The sequence below is a fragment of the Mesorhizobium sp. LMG17149 genome (genome assembly GCF_024518695.1).
GTDB lineage: Bacteria > Pseudomonadota > Alphaproteobacteria > Rhizobiales > Rhizobiaceae > Mesorhizobium.
In genome coordinates, this window is the sequence record NZ_JANIFL010000011.1 from 69,973 (window position 1) to 92,297 (window position 22,325).

General features: G+C 62.4%; 12 protein-coding genes. 7 read left to right on the forward strand and 5 right to left on the reverse strand.

Annotation, left to right across the window (positions count from 1 at the left end; genetic code table 11):
• The first annotated feature begins 92 nt into the window (after positions 1–92).
• The 6 genes from NP945_RS24205 (at position 93) to NP945_RS24230 (ending at position 16,099) form a co-directional block, all read left to right on the forward strand.
• Complete coding sequence (locus NP945_RS24205; RefSeq protein ID WP_256747739.1) at positions 93–12,455, forward strand: hypothetical protein; 12,363 nt, start codon at positions 93–95, stop codon at positions 12,453–12,455.
• A 194-nt stretch (positions 12,456–12,649) separates the two neighbouring features.
• The gene (locus NP945_RS24210) at positions 12,650–13,150 is read left to right on the forward strand and encodes a phage tail protein (protein ID WP_127267580.1); all 501 of its coding nucleotides are present in this window, start codon (positions 12,650–12,652) and stop codon (positions 13,148–13,150) included.
• 12 nt (positions 13,151–13,162) lie between these two features.
• Entirely contained in the window at positions 13,163–13,669 is a 507-nt protein-coding gene (locus NP945_RS24215) for a phage tail protein (protein ID WP_256747740.1), read from the forward strand.
• A gap of 10 nt (positions 13,670–13,679) precedes the next feature.
• A complete protein-coding gene (locus NP945_RS24220; RefSeq protein ID WP_127267582.1) occupies positions 13,680–14,204 on the forward strand; it encodes a phage tail protein in 525 nt (174 codons plus the stop codon).
• A gap of 29 nt (positions 14,205–14,233) precedes the next feature.
• Positions 14,234–15,544 carry a hypothetical protein gene (locus tag NP945_RS24225; RefSeq protein WP_256747741.1) on the forward strand — a complete coding sequence of 437 codons (1,311 nt, stop codon included), beginning with the start codon at positions 14,234–14,236 and terminating at the stop codon, positions 15,542–15,544.
• Positions 15,545–15,562: 18 nt separating this feature from the next.
• The gene (locus NP945_RS24230) at positions 15,563–16,099 is read left to right on the forward strand and encodes a GNAT family N-acetyltransferase (protein ID WP_256747847.1); all 537 of its coding nucleotides are present in this window, start codon (positions 15,563–15,565) and stop codon (positions 16,097–16,099) included.
• 320 nt (positions 16,100–16,419) lie between these two features.
• On the opposite strand, the gene NP945_RS24235 is transcribed toward NP945_RS24230, so the two are convergent.
• A complete protein-coding gene (locus tag NP945_RS24235) occupies positions 16,420–16,689 on the reverse strand; it encodes a hypothetical protein (RefSeq protein WP_256747742.1) in 270 nt (89 codons plus the stop codon).
• 368 nt (positions 16,690–17,057) lie between these two features.
• Between NP945_RS24235 and NP945_RS24240 the strand changes: the two genes are divergently transcribed.
• Positions 17,058–17,846 (forward strand): SapC family protein, encoded by a 789-nt coding sequence (locus NP945_RS24240; protein WP_256747743.1) that lies wholly within the window; start codon positions 17,058–17,060, stop codon positions 17,844–17,846.
• A gap of 47 nt (positions 17,847–17,893) precedes the next feature.
• On the opposite strand, the gene NP945_RS24245 is transcribed toward NP945_RS24240, so the two are convergent.
• The 4 genes from NP945_RS24245 to NP945_RS24260 all read right to left on the reverse strand — a co-directional run bounded on the left by NP945_RS24245 (position 17,894) and on the right by NP945_RS24260 (position 22,253).
• Entirely contained in the window at positions 17,894–18,241 is a 348-nt protein-coding gene (locus tag NP945_RS24245; protein WP_127267586.1) for a hypothetical protein, read from the reverse strand.
• Positions 18,242–18,283: 42 nt separating this feature from the next.
• A complete protein-coding gene (locus NP945_RS24250; protein WP_127267587.1) occupies positions 18,284–18,880 on the reverse strand; it encodes a hypothetical protein in 597 nt (198 codons plus the stop codon).
• Between the two features lie 27 nt (positions 18,881–18,907).
• A complete protein-coding gene (locus NP945_RS24255) occupies positions 18,908–20,239 on the reverse strand; it encodes a hypothetical protein (RefSeq protein WP_256747744.1) in 1,332 nt (443 codons plus the stop codon).
• Positions 20,240–20,375: 136 nt separating this feature from the next.
• Positions 20,376–22,253, reverse strand: coding sequence for an adenylate/guanylate cyclase domain-containing protein (locus NP945_RS24260; RefSeq protein WP_256747745.1), 1,878 nt, complete (start codon positions 22,251–22,253; stop codon positions 20,376–20,378).
• Positions 22,254–22,325 lie beyond the last annotated feature (72 nt).

Consider the following 22,325-nt stretch of genomic DNA (forward strand, 5'->3'; position numbering starts at 1 on the left):
CTAGAAATCGGATCGGCCAGGACTCGCTATACAATAGAATTCGAGTAAGAATCTACACGGGGCGCGTGTAGTCCCCGAAGGACTCGCCAGGGATGGGAACTACCGAGACTTCTCGGCAAGTTGGTGAGATAGCGGCGCGTGGGGAGGATTTCCACGTTCGCGCTGGCTATCGCCGTTCGCAAATCGCCAGGCATCTTTGGAAGACGACGGCGCTGACGACGCTGGCGCTCGGTCTTTCCAGTCTGACGGCCCATGCCGATCCGAACGGCCTGTGGCAGCCGCAGATCCGCGCCATCATCGGCGCCGACAACAATGGCGGCAACGCCGCGCTCGAAGGTTTCATCCCGCTCAAGCAGACGGCCGAATCCGTGCTGTTCCTGGATGTCCGGGCCAAGCATGATTTCAAGGATGGTTCCGGCCAGGATGTCGGCCTCGGCATTCGCCGCATCGTCAACCCGGACCTGATGATCGGCGGCTACGCCTATCTCAACCTCGAGAACTACAACTCCACCCAGTTCACCGCCGCCACGCTGGGCGCCGAGGCGATCACGCCACATTTCGATGCGCATGTGAACGTCTATCTGCCGATCAAGGGCGATTCGACGGATCACTCGACCAGTTCGACCCTGTCGATGGTCAGCAACCAGCTGATCGAGCAGATCTCGGTCCTTGACCACCGCGACTACGCCGCGTGGGGCATCGAGGGCGAGATCGGTGCGCAGGTGCCGGTCGCCCTGCCCGACAAGCATTCGCTGCGGCTCGACATCGGCGGCTATCACTTCGAGGATCCGCACGGCGACGACGGCAGCGTCACCGGCGCCAAGGCCGGGTTCGAGTATACGATCGGCGATGTCTTCGGCAGCAACACGGAACTGGTCTTCGCCGGCGAGGTCCGCAACGACAATCGCGACGACACCCAGTTCGCCGGCAGCGTGCGGCTGAACATCCCGTTCAATCCCGGCAGCGGCTCGGACAATGCGGCCAATGGGGCCGACAGCGGGCCGGAGCCGGTCTATCCGGTCAGCGAAGGCCTGCGCAAGCGCGTCAACGAACGCGTGCGTGGCGATATCGGGGTGCGCGTCCAGTCGCAGACGCTGACCGGCGGCTCGACGACGCGTGTCGCGATCAACGCCGCCACCAATGCCGCCTTCGGCAAGTTCTATTTCGCCGATGGCGGCCTCGCCGGCGCCGGCACGCTGGCCGACCCGACGACTCTGGACGACGCCGTGACTAAGTCGGGTGCGAACGGCTTTGTCGTCGCGCTTGGCGGCAACGGCAATCTGACGACCGGCGGCGTGACGCTTGCCAATGGACAGACCGTCATCGGCGGCGGCGAAAGCGTCACCGCCAGGCTTTTCGGCGGCGGCACCAGCACCTTCAACCTGGGCGGCAGCGACGGCACGATCCAGGGCACCAACGTCGCCAACCCGGTCATCACGCTGGGCAACGGCAACACGCTCAACGGCATCACCATCACCGGCGGCGCCGACGGCATTTTCGGCAACAACATCACCGGCGCGACGCTGACCAATGTGACGGTCACCGGTGCGGGCGGCAACGGCGCCGACTTCACCGGCAGTTCGACCGGCATCACCGGCTCCAATTTCACCGCCACCGGCAACGGCCTCGACGGCCTGCACATCGAAGGCGACGGCACCTACAATTTCACCGGCACGACGCTGCTGCAGGGTAATCTCGACGACGGTCTCGATATCACCGGCAAGGGCACCTACACCTTCGCCACCGTCAATGCGCAGGACAATACCGACCGCGGCATCACCGTGCAGGGCACGTCGACCGGCGGGACGTTCACAACCACCGGCGGCACCGTATCGGGCAATGGCGGCACCGCCATCTTCATCGATCCGATCACCGCTCATGTGGTGCTGGACTCGATCAGCCAGAGCGGCGGCACGTCGGGTGTCGTGCTCGAGAATGTCGCGGGCAGCTTCACCGTCAACGGTGCGACGACGATCTCCGACACGACCGGACCGGCGATCGCCATTTCGGCTTCGCCGGCGGCGATCCGCTTCGGCGACATCAACATCACCAATCCCGGCGCCGACGGCATCTCGTTTGCCGGCGTCAATGCGGCGGTGGTCACCGGCAACATAGTCATCTCCGGACTGGGTGTCGGCACCGGCCTCGACTTCTCCGGATCCAAGACCAGTTTCACCGCCCAGTCGCTCAACATAACCGGCACCGGTGCTGCCGGCTCGATCGGCATCGACCTGACCTCGCCGAGCGTCGGCGGCGCGGTGATCACCATCACCGATGGCGGCGTTATCACCAATGTCGATACCGGCGTGCGGCTGGGCATAGCCGGCACGCCGGGGGCCACGGCCAACGCCGAGTTTACCTTCGGCGGCGGTTCCAGCTCCATCTCCGGCATCACCGCCTCGCTCGATGCGCGCGGGCTCAATGAGGGCAGCGGCCACTACGCCTTCGGCACGACGCAGTTTACCGGCCCGCAACTCTACGACCTGCGCAATTACATCTTCGTCGCGGCCGGGGCTTCGGGCGGCGGCACGTCCATCACCGATCTCGCCTCGATCGATTATGCCGACAGCATTACCGCCAGCGACGCCATCATTGTCCTGGTCAACCGTGGGACGATCGACGACGCCACCGGCTTCTCGCTGAGCGACGGACAGGAACTTGCGTCGTTCGGCAACGGCCGTGAGTTTTCGCTCGGCGGGGTGCCGTTGAATGTCACCGGCACCAACGTCCATCATGACGAATCCATCTCGGATTCCGCGGGCGCGGCAACGCTGACCAGTTCCGGCGGCGGCGATGTCGTGACGCTGGGCAACGGCAACACATTGCTCGATTTCAATATTTCCGGGGGCGGCGCCGCCGGCATCCACGGCCTGGGCATCAATGGCCTGACCGTCCAGGGCGTGACGGTCAGCAATGTCGCAACCGGCCTCTTACTCGATGGAGTGACCGGTACGGTCTCGGTCGACGACCTGACCATCCAGACCGCATCTGAAATCGGCATCGTGCTTGTCGGTTCGAGCGCGACCGTCAATTTCACCGGCAACACCAAGATCACCAACGCCACCAGTGCGGCGCTGTCCGCCAACAATTTCGACGGCATCGCCACCTTCGACGATCTCGACATCACCGGCGGCGGCGTAGGCATAGGCATCGTCGGCAGCTCCAGCGGAACCTTGACCTTCGGGGTCGGGAGTTCCATCGCCAACACGAGCAGCAACGCCTTCTCCATCAGCAACTCGACGCCCAACGTCACCTACAACGGCACCATCAACCAGACCGCTGCTACCAGCGCGGTGGGGATCTCCGGCATGAGCGGCGGCAGCGCCACGTTCGGTGGAGCGATCACCGCCAGCACCGCCACCGCCTTTGCGATCAACCTGAGCGGCAACACCGGCGGCACAATCAAATTCACCGGCGGGCTGGATCTGACCACGACGACCGGCACCGGCTTCAGCGCCACCGGGGGCGGCACGATCACCGTCGCGGCCGCAGGCACGGAGCAGATCACCACCGGCACCGGCCACGCGATCAATCTCGACGGCGTCACCATCGGCACCGGCGGCATGGCGTTCGACAGCATCACGACAGGTGTTGCGCAAGCCACGGCGCTCAACTTCAATGCCGTTTCGGGCGGCCCGTTCCTGGGTGGCAATGTCACCATCGGCGGCACCGGTGGCGGCATCAACGGCCTTGCAATCAACGCTTCGTCATCGACCTTCACCATCACCAATCTGGTGACGACCAATGTCGCGGGCACCGATGTCAGCCTGACCAACAACACCGGCTCGATCGCGATCCTCGGTGGCGCCATCGCCAATTCGGGCACTGGCGACGGTGTCGTCGTTTCCGGTGGCAGCGCGACAATCGGTGTGGCGGCCAACATCTCCAGCTCGGCAACCGTGCCAGGCACGGCGGTCAAGGTCGACGGCACCACCGGCGGCTCGGCGACCTTCAGCGGCAGCATCACCTCGACCGGCACCGGCAATCTTTTCGCGATCGGCTCGACGCTGCCCCCGGTCGGCGGCGCGATCAGCTTCATCGGCTCGACGCTGTCTGCGACGGGCGGCGGTGGCGCCGTCGTCACCGGCCTTGCCGGAACCGCGACGCTGAACGTCACAGCTCCGCTGTCGATCACCGGCGCCACTGCCACCGGCCTGGCCGTCGCCAATGTCGCCAGCACCGCATCGGCGACCTTCGGGGCGGTGACCGTGTCGGGCGCCACGGGCAATGGCATCGACATCACCAACAATGCCGGCGCCGTCACCTTCGGCACCACCAGCGTGACGATGGGTTCGACCGTCGGTCCAGCCGGCATCAACTTCGCCCTGACCAATGCCGATGTCACATTTGGAACAACCAATGTGACGATGGGCTCCGGCGCCAACCAGACCGGCATCGACTTCAGCGGTTCATCGACCACGGCCGATTTCGGCGTGACAACGATCACCGGCACCGGCGACCTCACCTCGCGCGGCATCGACCTGTCATCGACGACGGGCAACAAGACCATCACCTTTCTGCAGGGCTCCAGCATTTCCAATGCTGGTGTCGGCGTCGAACTGTCGTCGGGCGGCACGACGGCGACGTCGGCCAACGCCAACTTCACCTTCGGCGACGGCGACGCGACTGTGCTGCAATCCTCGATCACAGCGGCCAGTGGCGGCTACACGGTCAACACGATCGGGCTCGATCCGACGCTCGGCAATTATGATTTCGATGATGTCGCCTTCACCGGCAGCGCCAATCTGGCCAGCGCGGTCGGCGGGGTCGTCATGATTTCCCAGGACGGTGGCGTGATCGCTGCCGGCACCAACGGGCTCAGCGCCGCGGTGACCACGGTCACGGCCGCTCAGGCCGATGCCATGACCGGCACACTGACCTTCGCCTTTGTCGGCACGGTCGATCTGAGCGCCACGCCGTTCACGCTCGATTCGGGCCAGTCGATCACCGGCTTCGGCAACGGCAGTTCGATCATCACCTCCGGCACCATCCAGCCGATCAATGTCCAGGGCAATCTCGGCGCCACCGGTGGCAACGTCACCGGCAATGAGGGCGTGGTCAAGAGCACGGGCGGCGATACGTTGCAGCTGCTCGGCAGCAACCAGGTGCGCGACACCGCGTTCGACTTCACCGGCGGCAGCGGTTCGGTCTTCACCATCGACCAGAATGCCGGCGGCTTCAGCAATGTCGGCGGCATCGTCATCCAGGGCGTCACGGTCAGCAATGTCGCCACCGGCCAGACGGCGTTCAAGGTCGCCGGCCTCGACACCAATTTGTCGATCACGGACAACAACGTCAACGTCGCCGGCACGCTGCTCGACGTCGATGGCGGCGCCGGCAACATCACGGTCACGCGCGGCACCTTGCCCAACAGCGGACCGGCGGGCACGCTGACCGGCGGCGGCATCTCGATCGCCAACCGCACCGGCGGCACGATCAACTTCACCGACAAGGTCACAGTCAACGGCAATGGTGCCTCGCTTACCAACAACGCTGGCTCTACGGTCACCTTCGCCGATCTGGACATCACCACATCGGGCGCGACGGCGTTCAGCGCCAGCGGCGGCGGCACGGTCAATGTCACGACCGGCACGATCAACGCCACCAACGCGCAGGCGGTGGCGCTCGATGGCATCACGGCCGGTATCAACTTCGCCTCGACAAGTGCCACATTCGCTTCCGGCAGCGGCATCGACCTGCAGAACCTGGCCGGCACGGCAAGCTTCGGCACCGGTACGCTGACCAACACCGATTCGGGCACGTCGTTCAATGTCGGCTCGGGGACCGCAGCCAGCGGCGGCAACGCGACGACTTCCTATGGCGGCACGATTGCCAGCAACGGAACGGGCGCTGCGGCGTCGATCCAGAGCATGACCGGTGGCTCGGTGACGCTGTCGGGTAATCTGACCGATACCAATGCGGCCGCCGGCGGCAACATCGTCGTTGCCGGTAACGACGCAGCCGCGATCACGTTCTCGGGCACCAGCAAGGTGATCAGCTCGGGCGCGACGGACGGCGTGAGCTTGGGCATCATTGGCAATTACGGCTCAGGCGCCCCGGCACTCAATACCAACAGCACGATCGACTTCACCCATGGCGGCCTTGATATATCGACAATGGCCGGGGCGGGCTTCGTCGCAATTGGCGATTTAGGCCCGGCTGGCGCAACCTCCACCATTATTACCGTCACCGGCGCGGGCAACAAGATCAATGCCGGCAGCGACGGGCTTGCTGTGTATGGTGCCAATGTCGGCAGCGCCGGCATTACCTTCGACAGCATCTCGGCGGACTCCACGATCCCCCTTCCCGGCGACCCCGGCGGTGCCGGAGTGACGCTGTTGGGCGCCAATCTCGTCGGGGATGTCAACATCGGCGGCCTGAGGGATACTGGATACACCGGCGCCTGGCTGTACGCCCTGAGTGGCACCGGAGAGGTCAATTTCACCGGGACGATCGATCTCGACGTCCAGTATGCCGGGTTCAATATCGGCGGTCCCGAGGTTGGTACCGTCAACATCGCCAATGTCGCCGGATCCACCCTGACCATCGATGGCGGCCAGTTCGGCATCATACAGAGCTCGCAGGGCGGGACCGTCAACGTCGGCATCAACGGCAGCGCCAGCATCACGAACACCACCCTCTCGGCTATCAGCCTCGGCGGCGGCAATGACCTGGCCTTCACCACGCTGACCTACAAAGGTTCGATCACGGTCGGTGTGGGCGCGGTGTTAAGCGCCACGGGCGATGCGACCCGTCTGAACATGAGCGGTTCCGTCGTTTCCACCACGTCATCGACGGCCTTCGACTTCTTTGGCCATGCCGAAGGCATATACGATATTTCGAGCACCATCGATCACAGCGGTGGCGAGGGTGTCGCCATCGGCGGCTCGGCCAACGGCACAGTCACCTTCTCCGGCACGTCGAAGATATTCAACACCGGCGCCAACGATGCCATCGTCAAGGCACCGTCGTACGTGATGGACCCGCAGACCAAGGGCACTCTCGCCTTCACCAATGGCGGCCTTGTCATCACCACCAGCAGCGGCGCCGGCTTCACCGCCAGCACCTTCGGTTCGGGAACAGTCAGCGTCACCGGCGCCGGCAACACCATCACGACCACGAACGGCGGCACGGCGCTGAAGCTTGGCGACGCGACGGCGGTCGTCGCCGGGGCGAAAGGCGCGACGGTCGGCGCCGGTGGTATCAAGTTCGATACGATTTCGGTCAATGGCGCGGCGACCGGCATATCGCTCAACAATGTCAGCGGCGGCGTAATCGATCTCGGCACGGTCAACCTGCTAGGCATCACCGGTGCCAATGCGCGCGGTGTCGACATTTCCGGCACGCTCGGCTCGACGTTGAATTTCGCCAGCCTGAACATCGGGCTTGGCGCGGCGAACACCATCGGTCTCGACCTCAACGGCGCGTCGCTCGGCGCGAGCAACATCACCGCTGGCGATTTCGACGTCGACGGCGGCGGTTTTGCCGGCACGATCGGCATCGACATGGCCGACACGACCGGCACCGGCACGATCCAGCTCGGCGACACGGTCAACAACAATCCGGCGGGACAGACCTCCAAGATCGAAAATGTAGGCTATGGGGTCCAGTTCTCCAGCGCCACCAACGCCCAGCTCGTGTTCGGCGACGGCGCCGGCCCGGCCGAATCGTCGATCAAGACCACAGGCGGCCAGGTCATCCACGCCACCGACACTTTGCCGACCAACGGCGACTACAATTTCAACGACGTCAATTTCGATGGCGACATTTCGAACCTGTCCTCCTACAAGGTCTACTATGTCACGGCCGATGCCACCGCCCTTGGCGACGGCAGTCTGCTCAATCCAGGCACCTACGCCAACGCCCAGACGTCTTCGGCCAATGTCATTGTGCTGATCGACAAGACCGTCGACGGCGGCCAGGCGACGATCGACCTCGGCGCGACGTCGTTCCAACTCGATGACGGACAGGTGCTGCTCGCCTTCAAGAGCAACGACGCGGCGATCGATGTCTCCCAGCTCGGGGTCGACACCAGCGCCGGCGCGTCGCCGGCGTTCCACTTCACCACGGTGCAGAATTCGCCGATCATCGCGGCGCCGGCGGGCATCGACACGCTGCGGCCGGTCCTGCAGAGCAATAACGCCACGCAGGTCATCAATCTGGCGACATCAGGCAGCGGCATCTTCACGGGCGGTATCCAGAACCTGATCGTCAGCAATCTCGGTTCCGGTGCGGGCGTTGCCGTCAACGCGAGCGGCGCCTCCAGTTTCTTCGTCAGGAACAACACCATCGCCGCCGGCGGCAACGCGCTCGATTTCTCCACCACGGGAGCTCCGGCCAATACGCTTCTGCTTTCGATCGACGGCAACACGCTCAGCTCGACCGCGTCCGGCCTGGCTGCGTCGTTCATCGGCCAGAACATCGATGCCGACCTGAATTCAATCGCGATCAGATCGTTTGCCGGCAATACGGTGACCGGGGGCGCCGGCAGTGGCGGCATCGCCTTCAGCAATGTCCGCTTCGATTCCGACGGCGCCGGCGGCACCGTCAGCGCCGGCACGCTCGGCATCGGTAACCCAGGCGCTCGCGTCCAGGGCAATGGCCTCAGTTTCACCAACACCAGCGGTACCCTTAATCTGGGCACGCTCAGCCTTGCCAACAATGGCGGCACCGGTGTCATCGCCAACACCAAAACCACCACCTTCACGCTGAACAACACCGGTGGCGTGGTCACCACCACCAACGGCGCGGCGTTCGATCTCGATCCGCTGACCGTCAACATGACGTTTGCCACCGTAAACGCCAGTGGCGGCGCGAGCGGCATCATCTTCGACGGCGTCGCTGGTACCTTCACCGTTACTGGCGCGACCGCCATCGGCAACACGACAGGCTTTGGCATCGATGCCGTCAACACCAACACCGGCACCTTCAACTTCAACACGGTGACGGTGAACAATGCCACCGTCCCCAACACAGGCGGCGGCATCCGAGTCCAGACCGGCACGCTCAACGTCACCGGCCTCGCCAACATCGACACGACCAGCGGCGTTGGTCTCTCGCAGGCCGGCGGCACAACCAGCTTCACCAACGGCTTGACCATCGACACCACCGCCGGCACCGGCATTCTCGCCACCGGCGGCACGATGGGCATCACCGCTACGGCTGCCGCCCAGACGGTGAACGCAACCAGCGGCACAGCGATCAATCTCTCCGGTGTCGCCGCCACCATCGCGCTCGATTCGACCTCGTCGGCCGGTGGCATCAACAATGTCAGCCTGACCGATGTCACGGGCATTGTTGGACTTGGAACTGGTGCGCTGAGCGGCGCAACGGGCGCGTCGTTCAATGTCGTCGGCGGCACGGCTGCCGTGAGCTATTCGGGCACGGTCAACAATTCGGGCGCATTCAGTCCGGCGCTGAATGTCCAGAGCCGGCTTGCCGGCGCCGGCCTCGTCGCCCTGAACGGCAATCTGACGGCCAGCGGGCTGGGCGTATCGCTGAACAACAATGCAGGCGGTACGGTGACGGTGTCCGGCGCCTCGAACAGCTTTACCGGCGGGGGCACCGGCATATCGATCACCGCCAACACCGGCGGCACCTACAACATCAGCGGCGCCAGCTACGCCATCGGCATGAGCAGCGGCGGGCTTGGCGTCGATATTGCCGGCAACAGCGCCCCGGTGACGGTCAATTTCAACGGCGGCGGGCTGGCGATCGTGACCTCGGCAGGCGCCGGCTTCAATGCCACGGGCTCCGGCACGATCAGCGTCACCGGCGTGGGCAACTCCATCGCCACGGGCACCGGTGTGGCGATGAACCTGAGCGGCGTCACCGTCGCGGCCACCGGCATGAATTTTTCCTCGACCAGCAACGGCGCCGGCGGCAACAGCGCCGTCGTCCTCACCAACGTGATCGGGTTGGGGACGATCAATCTCGGCGCCGGCACGCTGGTCGGCGGCAGCGCGGCAACCATCGCTGTCAGCGGCGGCACCGCCAACCTCAACTATACCGGCAATGTCAGCCAGTCGAACAATGCCACCCTCGTCAGCGTCACGGGCGGGCACAGCGGCTCGCTCAACTTCGCTACCGGTACGCTGTCGGCGACGAACGGTACCGGCCTGCAGTTCGACAATGCGGACGGCATCTACAGTTTCGTCGGCACGACGACGCTCAATGGCGGCAATGCCAGCGTCGACATCCTCAACGGCTCGGGCGGCACGTTCAATTTCGGCACCGGCACCTCGATCATCAGCCCCAGCGGCACGGCGTTCAACGTCAATGGCGGCACCGCCACCGTCACCTATGCCGGCACGATCACGCAAGCCACCGCCGGCCAGCGCATGATCGTCGTCGCCGACACCGCCGGCGGTTCGGTGAATTTCACCACTGCCGTGGCGAACGGGCTCAACGACACCGGCGGCACCGGCATTGTGATCGACGGCGCGGCGGGCAGCGTCACCGTCAACAATGCCAGCCTGACGGGCACGGCCGGCATCACCATTCTCGGCGATTCGACCAACAATGCGACCGGCACCTACACCTTCAACAATGTCGCCATCCAGACCGACGCGGGGGCTGCGAACAATGCCTTCGTCGTCGATGGCGACCAGGGCACGCCAGGCAATGACGACGTCAGCGCGGTCGTCAACCTGAACAATGTCGACATCACCAACCCTGGCGGCAATGTCGCCAACATCCGCGGCATGGCCGGCGGCTCGGTCAATTTCGACAGCGCCAGCACGATCACCCGCAGCGACGGCGGGCTGGGCATTGCCGTGCTCAGCAACGCCGGCGGCACGATCAACTTCGGCGGCGCGGTCAAGACGCTCTCGACCGGCGTCAACGCCGCCGTCATCCTGACCAGCAACCCCGGCGCCGCCATCAACTTCACCAATGGCGGGCTGGTTATCAACACAACGAGCGGCGACGGCTTCAGCGCCACGGGCGGCGGCACGGTGACGGTGCAGGCCACCGGCAACACGATCACCTCCGGCACAGGCACGGCGCTCAACGTCGTCAACACGAATATCGGCGCCAGCGGGCTGAATTTCCAGAGCATTTCGGCGAATGGCGGCATCAACGGCATCGTGCTCAACAATACGGGCTCGGGTGGATTGACCGTTACAGGTGTCGGCACCACCGCCGGCTCGGGCGGCACAATTCAGAACACAACCGGGCGCGGCGCCAGTTTCATCAGCGCGAGCAACATCACGCTGAAGAACATGAATTTCACCAATGCCGGCACCGACGATCTCGATGCCGACAATTCGGGGCTTTCGACTGGTGACAACCTCACGACCAACGCGGCCATCCATCTTCAAAACGTCTCTACGGCGACGCTGGACCGGATCGCCATTTCGGGCGGCGCCGAGCAAGGCATCAACGGCAATACGGTTTCGAACTTCACGCTCAGCAACAGCAGCATATCGAATGCGGGCAATGGAGCGGACGAAGATGGCATCCATTTCTACAACATGTCCGGCACCAGCGCGGTCACCAACACCACGATCACAGGCAGCGGCGACGACAACTTCCAGCTGCAGACCCAGTCCGGCACGCTCGCGCTGACGATTTCAGGCGGCAGCTCGACTGGCGCCGTGCTTGGCAGCGGGTATCTGTTCGGCATCCGTGGAACGTCGAACGCCACGATCAACTTCTCGGGTGCCAATTCGAGCAACAACTTCAGCGGTGGCATCGTCGCCGATGCATTCGACAACTCCACAATGAACCTGAACGTCATCAACAGCACTTCGAGCAGCAACAACGATCAGCTGTCCGTCAGCGCCGGGGACAACAGCGATGTGAGCCTCGTCGCCACCGGCAACACGCTGAGCAGCACGGCGGCGGGCGACTTCGTCGTGGTGAGCCTGCTCGGGTCGGCGTTCGACAACGGCTTTACTTTTGACGCTCGACTTGAAAGCAATACCATCACGGTCGCAAACGGGCTGACAGCGGATGGCATATCCGTATTCAATGCCGGCGGCGGCGCCATGCGGGTCGGAATCAAAAACAACTCCATCGACTATGCCGGCACGCAACGCGCCATCCTTGTCCAGACCGGACAGGACGGCGCCGGCAGCATCCTGGCCCAGATAACCGGCAACGCGATTGACATCAAACTGGATGGGACCGGAGATGCGGCTGCTGGCATTCTCGTCCAGTCAGCCGTCACGGACCCGGAGGGAAATGGTGCATCTGTCGATCTGAGCATAGGCGGCGCCGGCGCGCTCGCGAACATCTTTACGCATTCGCTTGGCGGCACCATGGCGGCTGGTGACATCCGGGTACGTCAGCGCAACAACGGGACGATCAACCTTAGCGGCTATGCTGGGGGCGCCATGGATACTGCTGCCGTGATCGCTTATCTGAACGGCCGCAATACAGTTGTTTCTGCATCTACCGCGACGGCGCAAACGAGCGGATTTACCGGGCTTGCCACGCCGCCGTTCCCATGATGGCTACGTTGATGAGGTAGAAAGGCCACCATTTGGTGCGACGATCTACAACCCTGGGTATACACTGCCTTCCTGCGCCTCTCGTTATTTAAATACTGTCTATTATTTTATAATAGTACTTGGTTTGTTAGAAACCCAAGTAGACTTCTATGTCGTTCCGTGTATTCTTCTGGTATCTAATGAGGGCGCGAGACATGGCCGAGCCATTTCTATCGGAAATCAGGATTATGTCCTTTGTCTTCCCGCCCAAGGGTTGGGCGCTCTGTAACGGGCAGCTTTTGCCGATCAACCAGAACCAGGCGCTATTTTCACTGCTCGGAACCACTTTCGGCGGTGACGGCCAAGTCAATTTCGCGCTGCCCGATTATAGGGGGCGTATCCCGATCCACGTTGGGAGCGGTCACACACTAGGCGAGCGCGGTGGCGAGCAAAGCCATACGCTGTCGATTTCCGAAATACCGACACACGTTCACTTTGCGCAGGCAAGCACAAACACCGGTAGCAGCCAGGATGGTGCGGGGAACGTTTTGGGGGTGGTTCCGGGGCGGCTGTATAGCGATTTCGCGAACGTGACGACGCTGAGCCCGAGCACAATTACCAGTGTCGGCGGCAGTCAGGCACATCTCAACATGCAGCCGTTCCTGACGCTGAGCTTCTGCATTGCCCTGCAGGGCATTTTCCCTTCGCCGAATTAAGGAGGCGCGATCATGGCACAGCCTTATATTGGTGAGATACGCATGTTTGCCGGCAATTTCGCCCCGGCCGGCTGGATGTTTTGCGAGGGACAGCTTCTGCCGATCTCGGAGAACGAGACACTGTTCCAGCTGATTGGCACGACCTATGGCGGCGATGGCCAGAGCACCTTCGCGCTGCCCGACCTGCGAGGCCGTGTTCCGCTCCATCAGGGCAGCGGCTTCATCCTTGCGGAGACGGGAGGCATAGAGGAAGTCAATCTGACAATTTCCCAGATTCCGTCACACAGCCATCCGATGGTCGCGTCCCTGAGCATTGGTCAAGATACCAGTCCCAGCGGGAAGGTCGTTGCACAGATTGGCGGTGGCGCCTTGCCCTACATCCAGGACACGACCGATACCGACATGGCCCAGCAGGCTGTAACAGCCGTTGGCGGCAGCCAGCCGCACAACAATTTCCAGCCGTATCTTTGCATCAGCTTTATCATTTCACTTTTCGGCATCTTTCCGTCGCCGACCTGAGAGGGACATCATGGCTGACCCGTTCGTCGCCGAAATCCGAATCTTCCCCTTTTATTTCGCGCCCAGGGGCTGGGCGTGGTGCGACGGGCAGTTGCTGCCGCTGTCGCAGAACACGGCATTGTTCTCGTTGCTGGGCACGACCTATGGCGGCAATGGCAAAAGCAATTTTGCCTTGCCCGACCTTCAGGGCCGCTTGCCGATGCACCCGGGGCAAGGACCAGGGCTTTCGCTGCACGATCTGGGCGAGACCGACGGTACGGAAACGGTAAGCCTGCTCGAATCGGAGATTCCTAACCACACCCACGCAATGCGCGACCATGACATCGACCTGGGCGAACTCAATGCGCCGTCCTCGACGCGAAGCCTGGCCAAATCCACCAACGCAACAATCTATACCCCGGCGGCCAACCTGACGCAGATGAGCCCTCAAGCGCTCCCCCCTGCCGGCGGCGACCAGCCGCACAACAACATGCAGCCCTATCTCACCTGCTATTTCTGCATCGCGCTGCAGGGCGTCTTCCCGCCAAGAAGCTGAATTCCGAACCGAAAGGGCAGGACCGTACGATGGCTAAGAACGCAGAACCGAAGTCGAAGGTCCCCGCAGCGAAGACGCCGGCGCCGAAAGCGGCTTCCAGGGCCCGCCCGGCGCCGTCCAGCCCTCCACCCATTTTCCAGCACAAGCCGGCCGGCACGTCGTTTTTCGAACTGTCGCGGCTGATGGTGGTGGGGATCGATTCCGCCAAGGGGCAGTTGATCCAGAAGGCGCAGCTTTCGCCGAACGGGCCATGGCCCTCGGCCTGGTCGTTCATCGCGCCCGGCGCCTGGGTGATCATGACGGCGGGCCTCACCAAGGACGGCCGTGTCGCCGTGGTCGCGCAGCCATCGGGAACCACCAATCTGTCCTTCATCACCGAAGACGCCAACCAGATCGGCCCGGTCGAGAAATGGACCGCGCCGGTGAGCATCGGCACGCCGCCCGGCGCCACCTCCTATCAGAAGCTTTCGATGGCGCGCGATGCCGATGGCCGCATCGAGGTCTTCGTCACCGACAATCAGGGCCGCATCTGGTGGATCTACCAGAATCCGGACCAGATCGTGCAGGTGCAGAAAACCATCACGCCGCCCGGCACGACGACACCGATCGTCGTCACCGTCGACGTGCTGACGCCGCCGGCCAAACCGTGGAGCGACTGGATCCAGATCCCCGGCGGCCTGGTGACGGTTTCGGCGATACGCCAGGGTGACGGCCGCATCGCGCTGTTCGGCATCAATTCGAACCTGCATCTCTATCGCTGCCAGCAGGCGAAGGCGCAGGCCTTGAAGGCCGCCGACTGGACGGGTTGGGTGCAGATCGACACGACCCAGACAGGTGGCTTCATCGAGATGGCGCCGGTCATCGGCCCGCTGGGCGCCACCAATTTGTTCGCCCTGACCCAGAACGGCCAGGTGCTGCACACGCGCCAGATGCCCGCCGGATCGGATACGTGGACGCAGTGGGCGACACCCGGCTACTCCAGGGCGCCCAACCAGGCGCTTGCCGCCGGCATCCAGGGCGATGGCGATATCGTGCTGGTCGCGGCCGACCAGCAGCACTTCCTCCAATTCAACGCGCAATGGGATGCCTATACCCAGAACTGGTCGGGATGGCGCGATTTCGGCGCATCCCTTCGCTCGACGCGCCTGACGCTCAACTACAATGCCGACGGCCGGCTCGCTTTGTTCAGCCTGGCGCTCATGCCGGACGGCACCAACGGGCTGTGGACGATCAACCAGATGGGCGTCGACAGTTCCGAATGGGAGTATAACTGGACGTCGCTGACCGACAATAATCTCAAGCAGATCGTCGTCGTGCGCGACCTGACGCCGCCGGTCTGACGGTTGATTTCCGGCAGCGTGGCGGAAGGCAAGCAGGCCCGTCCGGTCTGGCCCCGGTCTGACACGGCCGGGCTCCGCTTTCGTGCGGCAGTGGAGGCGGACTTGCCGTTCCTGTCGCGGCTCTATGCCTCGACCCGCTTCGAAGAACTCGCGGTGACGTCGTGGAGCGAGGCGCAGAAGGCCGAATTCCTCGGCATGCAGTTCCAGGCCCAGCACGCGCATTACCGAAAACACTATCCCGAGGCCGATTGGCTGGTGGTGGAACGCGATAGCGAAGACATCGGCCGACTCTATATCGAGCGCTGGCCAACCCAGCACCGCATCATCGACATCGCCTTCCTGCCGCATCATCGCCGCAAGGGCTACGGCACCGCACTGCTCTGCGACCTCATCGACGAGGCATGGTTAGCCGGCAAATCAGCGTCGATCCATGTCGAGAAGCACAATCCGGCGAGACGGCTTTATGTCGCGCTCGGCTTCGCGGTCGTCGAGGACAAGGGCGTTTATGACCTGATGGCCTGTGCGCCGCCGGGGGGCGGCGGGGCTGGTATGTGACGGCGAGCATCGCAAGCGGCGGCTCTCACCAGCTTCGTCATCCTAGGGCGGAGCAAGGAGCGGAGCGACGCGGCGCAGACCCTAGGATCCATGCCGCGACCTTTGTCCAAGATTGCTGCGCTTCAAGAAGGGCCTCGGACAGCTTGGGTGCACGAGCCGGCAGTAAAACAGCATTGCACCGTTGTCGCGCTCGAAAGTCGCGGCATGGATCCTAGGGTCTCCGCGACGTCGCTTCGCGACTGCTTCGCCCTAGGATGACGAACGAAGAGGAGAGGCTTCAGCTAATTTCGAAGCGATCAGACCCTCCCTGCGTCGAGCCTCTAATTGAACACCGCCTCGTACAGCCGCCCCGTCGCATCGGCGGCGACCGGCACGATGAAGATCTCGTGGCTGCCGCTTTCCCCCGTGAAAAGATAGGTCGCCTGCGGCAGTGCGATGTCGCGCGGGCCTTTGAACAGCAGCGAGAAACCGCCACCCGGGCGCGGGCTGGCGGCGATGGGCTTGACTGCGCTCAGTTCGAGCGGGATCTGCCGGCCGCCGGCTTCGACGGTGAAGGTTTGTCCCTGCTCGAAATCCGACGCCGACGCCATTCCCGTTTCCCTCAATCTGTCCGCTGGAGCGGTTCAGCGTTCGGATCGCTGATCCGATCCGGCTTTTGTTTCTTCGCAATCGCCAGGGGAAAACCGCTCCACACTTTTCCTGGATTTGCTCCAGCGGAGGCACTGTCGCCGCTTCGCCGCAAGCTGTCCAGAGGCGGGCAGGCTGGCGGTCGTGTTCCTCAAGGCAATCGGCCGCCGCAATCCCAAAATACAGCACCGCCTGTCCTTTTATGCGCGCAAGAGACGCTGTAGTACTTTGTTCCTGCGCGGGATTCCTTTCGACCCAAGATCAGCGCAAACAAGCATAGATCCCGGCTTCGGGACCATTGGCAGCCTGATGGGCGTGCGGGAGACGGATGATGGCTGATGCAAAGACGGAAGTGACGAGCGACGCGATGCCGCTGTTCTATTCAAGGCCCGAGGCGCTCAACCCGGCGCGGCACGGCTCGCTGGGCCTGACTGCGCGCAGCGATTTCGGCTTCGCCCGCTCGGCGCACGCCATTCCGGTGGTGGCGTCGGAAATGCCGGCGGCGATGCGCTCCTACCCGATCGTCTTCATCGGCGCGGGCAAGGCGCCGGTGATCATCACCGGCGTACGCCAGAACGAGAACCTGTTCGTCGATGCCGAAGGCAAATGGACCGCGCCGCACTACATCCCCGCCTATGTCCGCCGCTATCCCTTCATCCTGGCCGAAGACCCGACATCGGCCGGCCGGCTGACGCTGTGCGTCGAACGGGCCAGCGACCGGGTCGTCGACCAGTTGCTGGCGCCGTCCCGCGATGACAAGATCCTGCCGTTCTTCATCGGCAACGAGCCAACCGAAGCGACCAAACAGGCGCTCGCCTTCTGCAACCAGTTCCAGATCGACTTCAGAGCGACCCGCGAGATGGTCGAAAAGATCGATGCGCACGGCCTGTTTTCACCGCGCCAGAGCAAGGTGACGCTGGAGGGCGGCGAGGTGCTCAACCTCACCGATTTCCAGGTGATTGACGAGCCGGCCTTCAACAAATTGAGCGACGAGGCGTTTCTCGACCTGCGAAAATCAGGCGCGCTCGGCCTGCTCTATTGCCACCTCGCCTCGACCAACAGCTGGACGTCGCTGGTGCATCAGGCGTCGCTGCGGAAGGCGGGGCGGCCAGCGAGCTGATTTCACCCTGGCATGCACTAGATTGATCGTGACAACAGCGCAAGTGATTAACTTGAGGACACAGTGATAGTTCCGTCTTCAGGGCCGCTTACGATGGTCTCCTCGAAGTAATTATTTGTGATCCGAACATAGTATTCTCCGGTCAGAGCGCCGGATTCCGCTTTAAGCTTAAAGTTAATTGTTGTTGTGTCTTCGATGTTAGTGTCGTTGTCGTTGATCAATAAACATGAGGCTATGTCTGAAGTGTCAGCATAAATAAAGTCGATTACCAAGTACTCTGTGTCGTTAAACCAGCCACGGTCCGGGGAGACCGTCACGCTCACAGTAATCGGCTCTCCGGCTCTTACAGCATTCCCTTCAGGTGTATCGACGCGCACTATATCTACTCTTGCCATGATCCATCTCCCTTTGGCATTCTCAAATGACAATCGGGAACGCTAGTCGAGATCGCCGCGCCCGTTGCGGTTCATTGCGCCACCGGACCGCCCCATCGCACCGCCAGACCTGCCCATGGCGCCGCCCGATCGCCCCATGGCACCACCAGATCTCCCCATTGCTCCACCCGACCGACCAAACGAATGCGGGTCCAGCTCTGCACCCAACAGAACATCTTCGAGCGTTCCCGTGTCGAGCTCCAGCCGCATTGTCAGGTCACTCTTGTCGTACACCCAGACCTGCATTCCGCGGGCAAATGAGCCTATCTGCGATGAAAGTCCGGTATAGGCAGGGTCGCTTGGACCGCGGCTCATGACCTTCAGATCGGTGTCCGCCGGAGCTGGATAATCAACCGCGGTGCCAGGCCCATGAACAAGAAGTATGGTCGGTCTGGCCAGCTCGTAGAACTGCGCCTCGAAGGTGAACGCATAGATCCTTGCCAGCAGGCTGCCGGAGGCGTCGATCTGGTTCTGCAGGAATCTGTTATTGCCAGGTCTTGGAGGCCGTCCCCCATCGATCCTCTTCTTCAGCTTCAAATCTTCAAGAACTCTACCGAACAAATGTATGGCCGAGGTATTTAAAATGGTTTCAGTTATCATGGATCACCCCATCCTCTGCAATGTCGATCAACGCTCGGCGCCACTTCTGGACATCCAATATTTCTCGAAATAGCTCATATCCGGGAGACGCACCTGATCCCGTGGACGAGCGGTTCGACCCTCATGAACATGGCTCTTTCGGTCTGGCTTCGTCAGGCGAGGCCCGGCACGGTAGCGAAAAATCCCTCTTCGGTCGAAATCCCGGAAGATGATGCTTGATAGTTCTCCTCCGGTCACACGGTCGTCGACCGCGAGCATCGTTCTCGCCACGTCACGATAGTCCAGGAAATCCGGGGTGAGAGCCCACAGTGTCTCGGCGAGATAGGCACCCACGATATCGCGCGCGTCGAGCAGCGCTTCGACGAAACCGTCTGGATTGCGCGTGAAATCGCGGTCAAAGACTTTCTGGAGCGGCGCCTCGGCGGTTGGGTAGATCTCGGCGAGGTCGGCAAGATCTTCGGCCTCCGGCGAAATCAGTCCTCGATCCACCAAGCTCTCGTGAAAGACATCGACCAGAATGTCGAAGACCGCGCCAGTTAGAGGTTGCGACAAGGCATGCTCGTCGGTCCAGCCGTCCGCGAAGTCGGCCATCGTCTGCTTGTTGTTGGCCTCGCGTATCTGGCGGTGCGGTGAAAATTCCGAAAAGCGAGAGAGTTGATTGGCGATGTAGAGGTTCCCACGCGTCACCGTCAGAACGTTTTCGATCACGGATGGAAAATGCATGGCCGCGATCAACGAAACGCAGTCGGAAAAGGCCTCCTGAAAGCCCAGATATTCGGGGAACTCAGCTCCCGGCTTGGGTATGCCGAGGACGCTGTAGACGAACGCATGGCCAACCTCATGCGCGATAATATCGAAGTCGAGGCTGAAGGGGAGCGCGCTTCCGTCTTTCGTGAATTGGCTGCCGAGCTCGAGGAAGCCATAGCCGTATTGAGCGTTGTCCCAATCCGGCAGGATCGAGATTTCCAGACGGTCGTGGTGATCGTGGAAATGCCAGACGAGCGGTTGGCCGATGTAACGCTCCCAAACGTCGAGCGTGAAGCGCACGCATCCGAACGCGTGCGCTGCTTCGAAGCCGGGCGTCGAGGGCTGATAGTGATCGAAGTTGCCTTCCTCGTCGGGAATGGCCGGATCGAGGATAGCTCGCGTCCAGGGCGGCAGGGAGATGAAGGGCGTGCCCAACGGACCGTGGTTGACGCCATAGGGCCGCATCTTGTCGGCCGGCTCGACGACATACATACGATCGTCGGATGGGCCAGGTCCGACACTGCCTCGCGGGGAAGAAACCGTAATGATCTCGGGACTTGACGTAGGGTCTTCGAACGGAGGCTGAACGAACAACCTGAACCGGGTACCCATTCCCCACCTCTCGGTTATATTAGTGGCATAACATAATATCCGCGGGATGGCGAGGGCGTTGGTTTGTCGGGTAAATCTTCCTGAAGGCCGATTCTTGATTATCGGCGACAATTTGACTCAAGAACAATGCGTATCGCTACTGCAGCAGCTGGAGCAACTTCTGGTAGCGAGGATGACTGCGAACAGAGGCGAAATCGGAATCGTTCTTGAACCAGAGTCTCATCTCGGCGCCAGCCTGCGGCAGCCACGCTTCCAAAAGGTCGATCGAACGTTCTAACTCCCCCAGCAACGCATAGGTACAAGCTGCGTTGTATTGGACGTTGATATCGTTAGGGTCGATCGCCAGAGACCGGTCAAGCCACTTGGCCGCCCTATCGCGTTCACCAAGGAAGGCCAGCACGATAGCCCCTAGGCAGGCACAATTGGCGTTCTCGGGATGCAAACGGAGTTCCTCTTCAGCTCTCTCCAATGCGATTCGTGCATAAAGCTCCGCATCGTTCTGTTGGCCGAGAGTACGAAAGACGTTCACCAGCATGACCGGTGCGCCGTAGTCGGACGGTTTGATTTCCATCGCGCGCATGAAGTACGTGGCGGCGAACTCGAACTGGCCGCCGGTTACGCAAAACTCGGCATAGTAACGATTGGCCTCGTGGCAATTGGCGTCGAGCGTAAGAGCCTGTTCGAACGCCGCCGCGGCCTCGGAACGGCGATCGGCGAGGGACAGGGCAAAGCCCCTGGCTGAATGCGCTTCGGCCAAATTCGCGTCCAGGGCTAGGGCCTTGTCCGCGGTCGCGAGAATGTCGTCCACATGGATCGGTGAGCCGTAGTTCGACTGAAGGCGTACGTCGCAGACCGCCAGACCTGCATAGGCTCGGGCATATCCCGGATCGAGCTCAATGGCCCTGATATAGCTTTGTCTGGCCATCAGGTGGTTGGCTCTGGTCGCGATGTGGCTGTAATCGCGCCCTCGAAGGTAATGCGTATAGGCTTCCACATTGTCCGTCGGCGCCTGCTCGATAGCTTTCCTCTCCTCAGGCAGGAGCTTGACCCTGAGCTGCGCCACGACCGCTTTGGCGATTTCGTCCTGCACGGCGAAGATGTCGGTGAGGTCGCGGTCGTAGCGGGCAGCCCAAACGTGTCCGTCCGTGGCGCCCTCGATCAACTCGGCATTGATCCTGACCCGGTTTCCCGCCTTGCGGACGCTGCCCTCGACAATGTAGCCGACGCCAAGCTCCCTGGCGATGCGTTCCATCTTGTCGGTCCTGCCCTTGAACGCGAAGACTGTATTGCGGCTGAGCACGAACAGGCCGGAGACGTTCGAGAGGTCGGTTATGATGTCTTCAGTGATGCCATCGCTGAAATACTGCTGGTCGGGATCAGCGCTAAGATTGGCGAATGGCAGGATCGCCACCGACGGCTTGTCGGACCGCACCAGCGTCTGGACGGTTCTGGCCGCAACATGCGTCTCGACATAAGACACGCCCTGGTCCCAGTTGGCGAAGTAGACATGCACCTGCTGGGCAATGTTCTTGACGGTCCTGGTGCCCTGATCGGCGAAGTCGACGCCCAGCTTGTTGCCGACCGCATGGCGCACCGCTTCCGAGCAGGCAATGCCGCCGGGCATCGCGAGGCCCTGCAGCCGCACCGCAAGATTGACACCGTCGCCCTGGAAATCATCGCCGTCGACGATGATGTCGCCAAGGTTGATGCCCATGCGAAACTTGAAATGCCGGTCCTCGGGGATGCCGGCATTCCGCTCGGGCATGCCGCGCTGGATCTCGACCGCGCAGCGCGCCGCATTGATTACGCTGCCGAACTCGACCAGAAAGCCGTCACCCATCACCTTGAAGATGCGCCCACCGTGCTTGGTGACGGTCGGATCGAAGAACTCCCGTCGATGCTGCCGAAGGAGATTGAGCGTGTGCTCTTCGTCGACCTCCATAAGACGGCTATAGCCGACCACATCCGCGGCCAGGATCGCCGCCAGCCGACGCTCAACATGCTCCTCGGACATGTCGTCTCCTGAAATCGCAGACAATTGTTCCGCCTGAGTTAGTTCTAGCTGATTTACCTGCTCGGCGCCAAC

What these genes read in the sequence shown, in the direction of transcription:
- NP945_RS24255 (WP_256747744.1), bottom strand. Translation starts at nt 20,239, where the DNA reads ATGGGTACCCGGTTCAGGTTGTTCGTTCAGCCTCCGTTCGAAGACCCT.
- NP945_RS24225 (WP_256747741.1), top strand. Translation starts at nt 14,234, where the DNA reads ATGGCTAAGAACGCAGAACCGAAGTCGAAGGTCCCCGCAGCGAAGACG.
- NP945_RS24235 (WP_256747742.1), bottom strand. Translation starts at nt 16,689, where the DNA reads ATGGCGTCGGCGTCGGATTTCGAGCAGGGACAAACCTTCACCGTCGAA.
- NP945_RS24240 (WP_256747743.1), top strand. Translation starts at nt 17,058, where the DNA reads ATGGCTGATGCAAAGACGGAAGTGACGAGCGACGCGATGCCGCTGTTC.
- NP945_RS24210 (WP_127267580.1), top strand. Translation starts at nt 12,650, where the DNA reads ATGGCCGAGCCATTTCTATCGGAAATCAGGATTATGTCCTTTGTCTTC.
- NP945_RS24260 (WP_256747745.1), bottom strand. Translation starts at nt 22,253, where the DNA reads ATGTCCGAGGAGCATGTTGAGCGTCGGCTGGCGGCGATCCTGGCCGCG.
- NP945_RS24205 (WP_256747739.1), top strand. Translation starts at nt 93, where the DNA reads ATGGGAACTACCGAGACTTCTCGGCAAGTTGGTGAGATAGCGGCGCGT.
- NP945_RS24215 (WP_256747740.1), top strand. Translation starts at nt 13,163, where the DNA reads ATGGCACAGCCTTATATTGGTGAGATACGCATGTTTGCCGGCAATTTC.
- NP945_RS24250 (WP_127267587.1), bottom strand. Translation starts at nt 18,880, where the DNA reads ATGATAACTGAAACCATTTTAAATACCTCGGCCATACATTTGTTCGGT.
- NP945_RS24245 (WP_127267586.1), bottom strand. Translation starts at nt 18,241, where the DNA reads ATGGCAAGAGTAGATATAGTGCGCGTCGATACACCTGAAGGGAATGCT.
- NP945_RS24220 (WP_127267582.1), top strand. Translation starts at nt 13,680, where the DNA reads ATGGCTGACCCGTTCGTCGCCGAAATCCGAATCTTCCCCTTTTATTTC.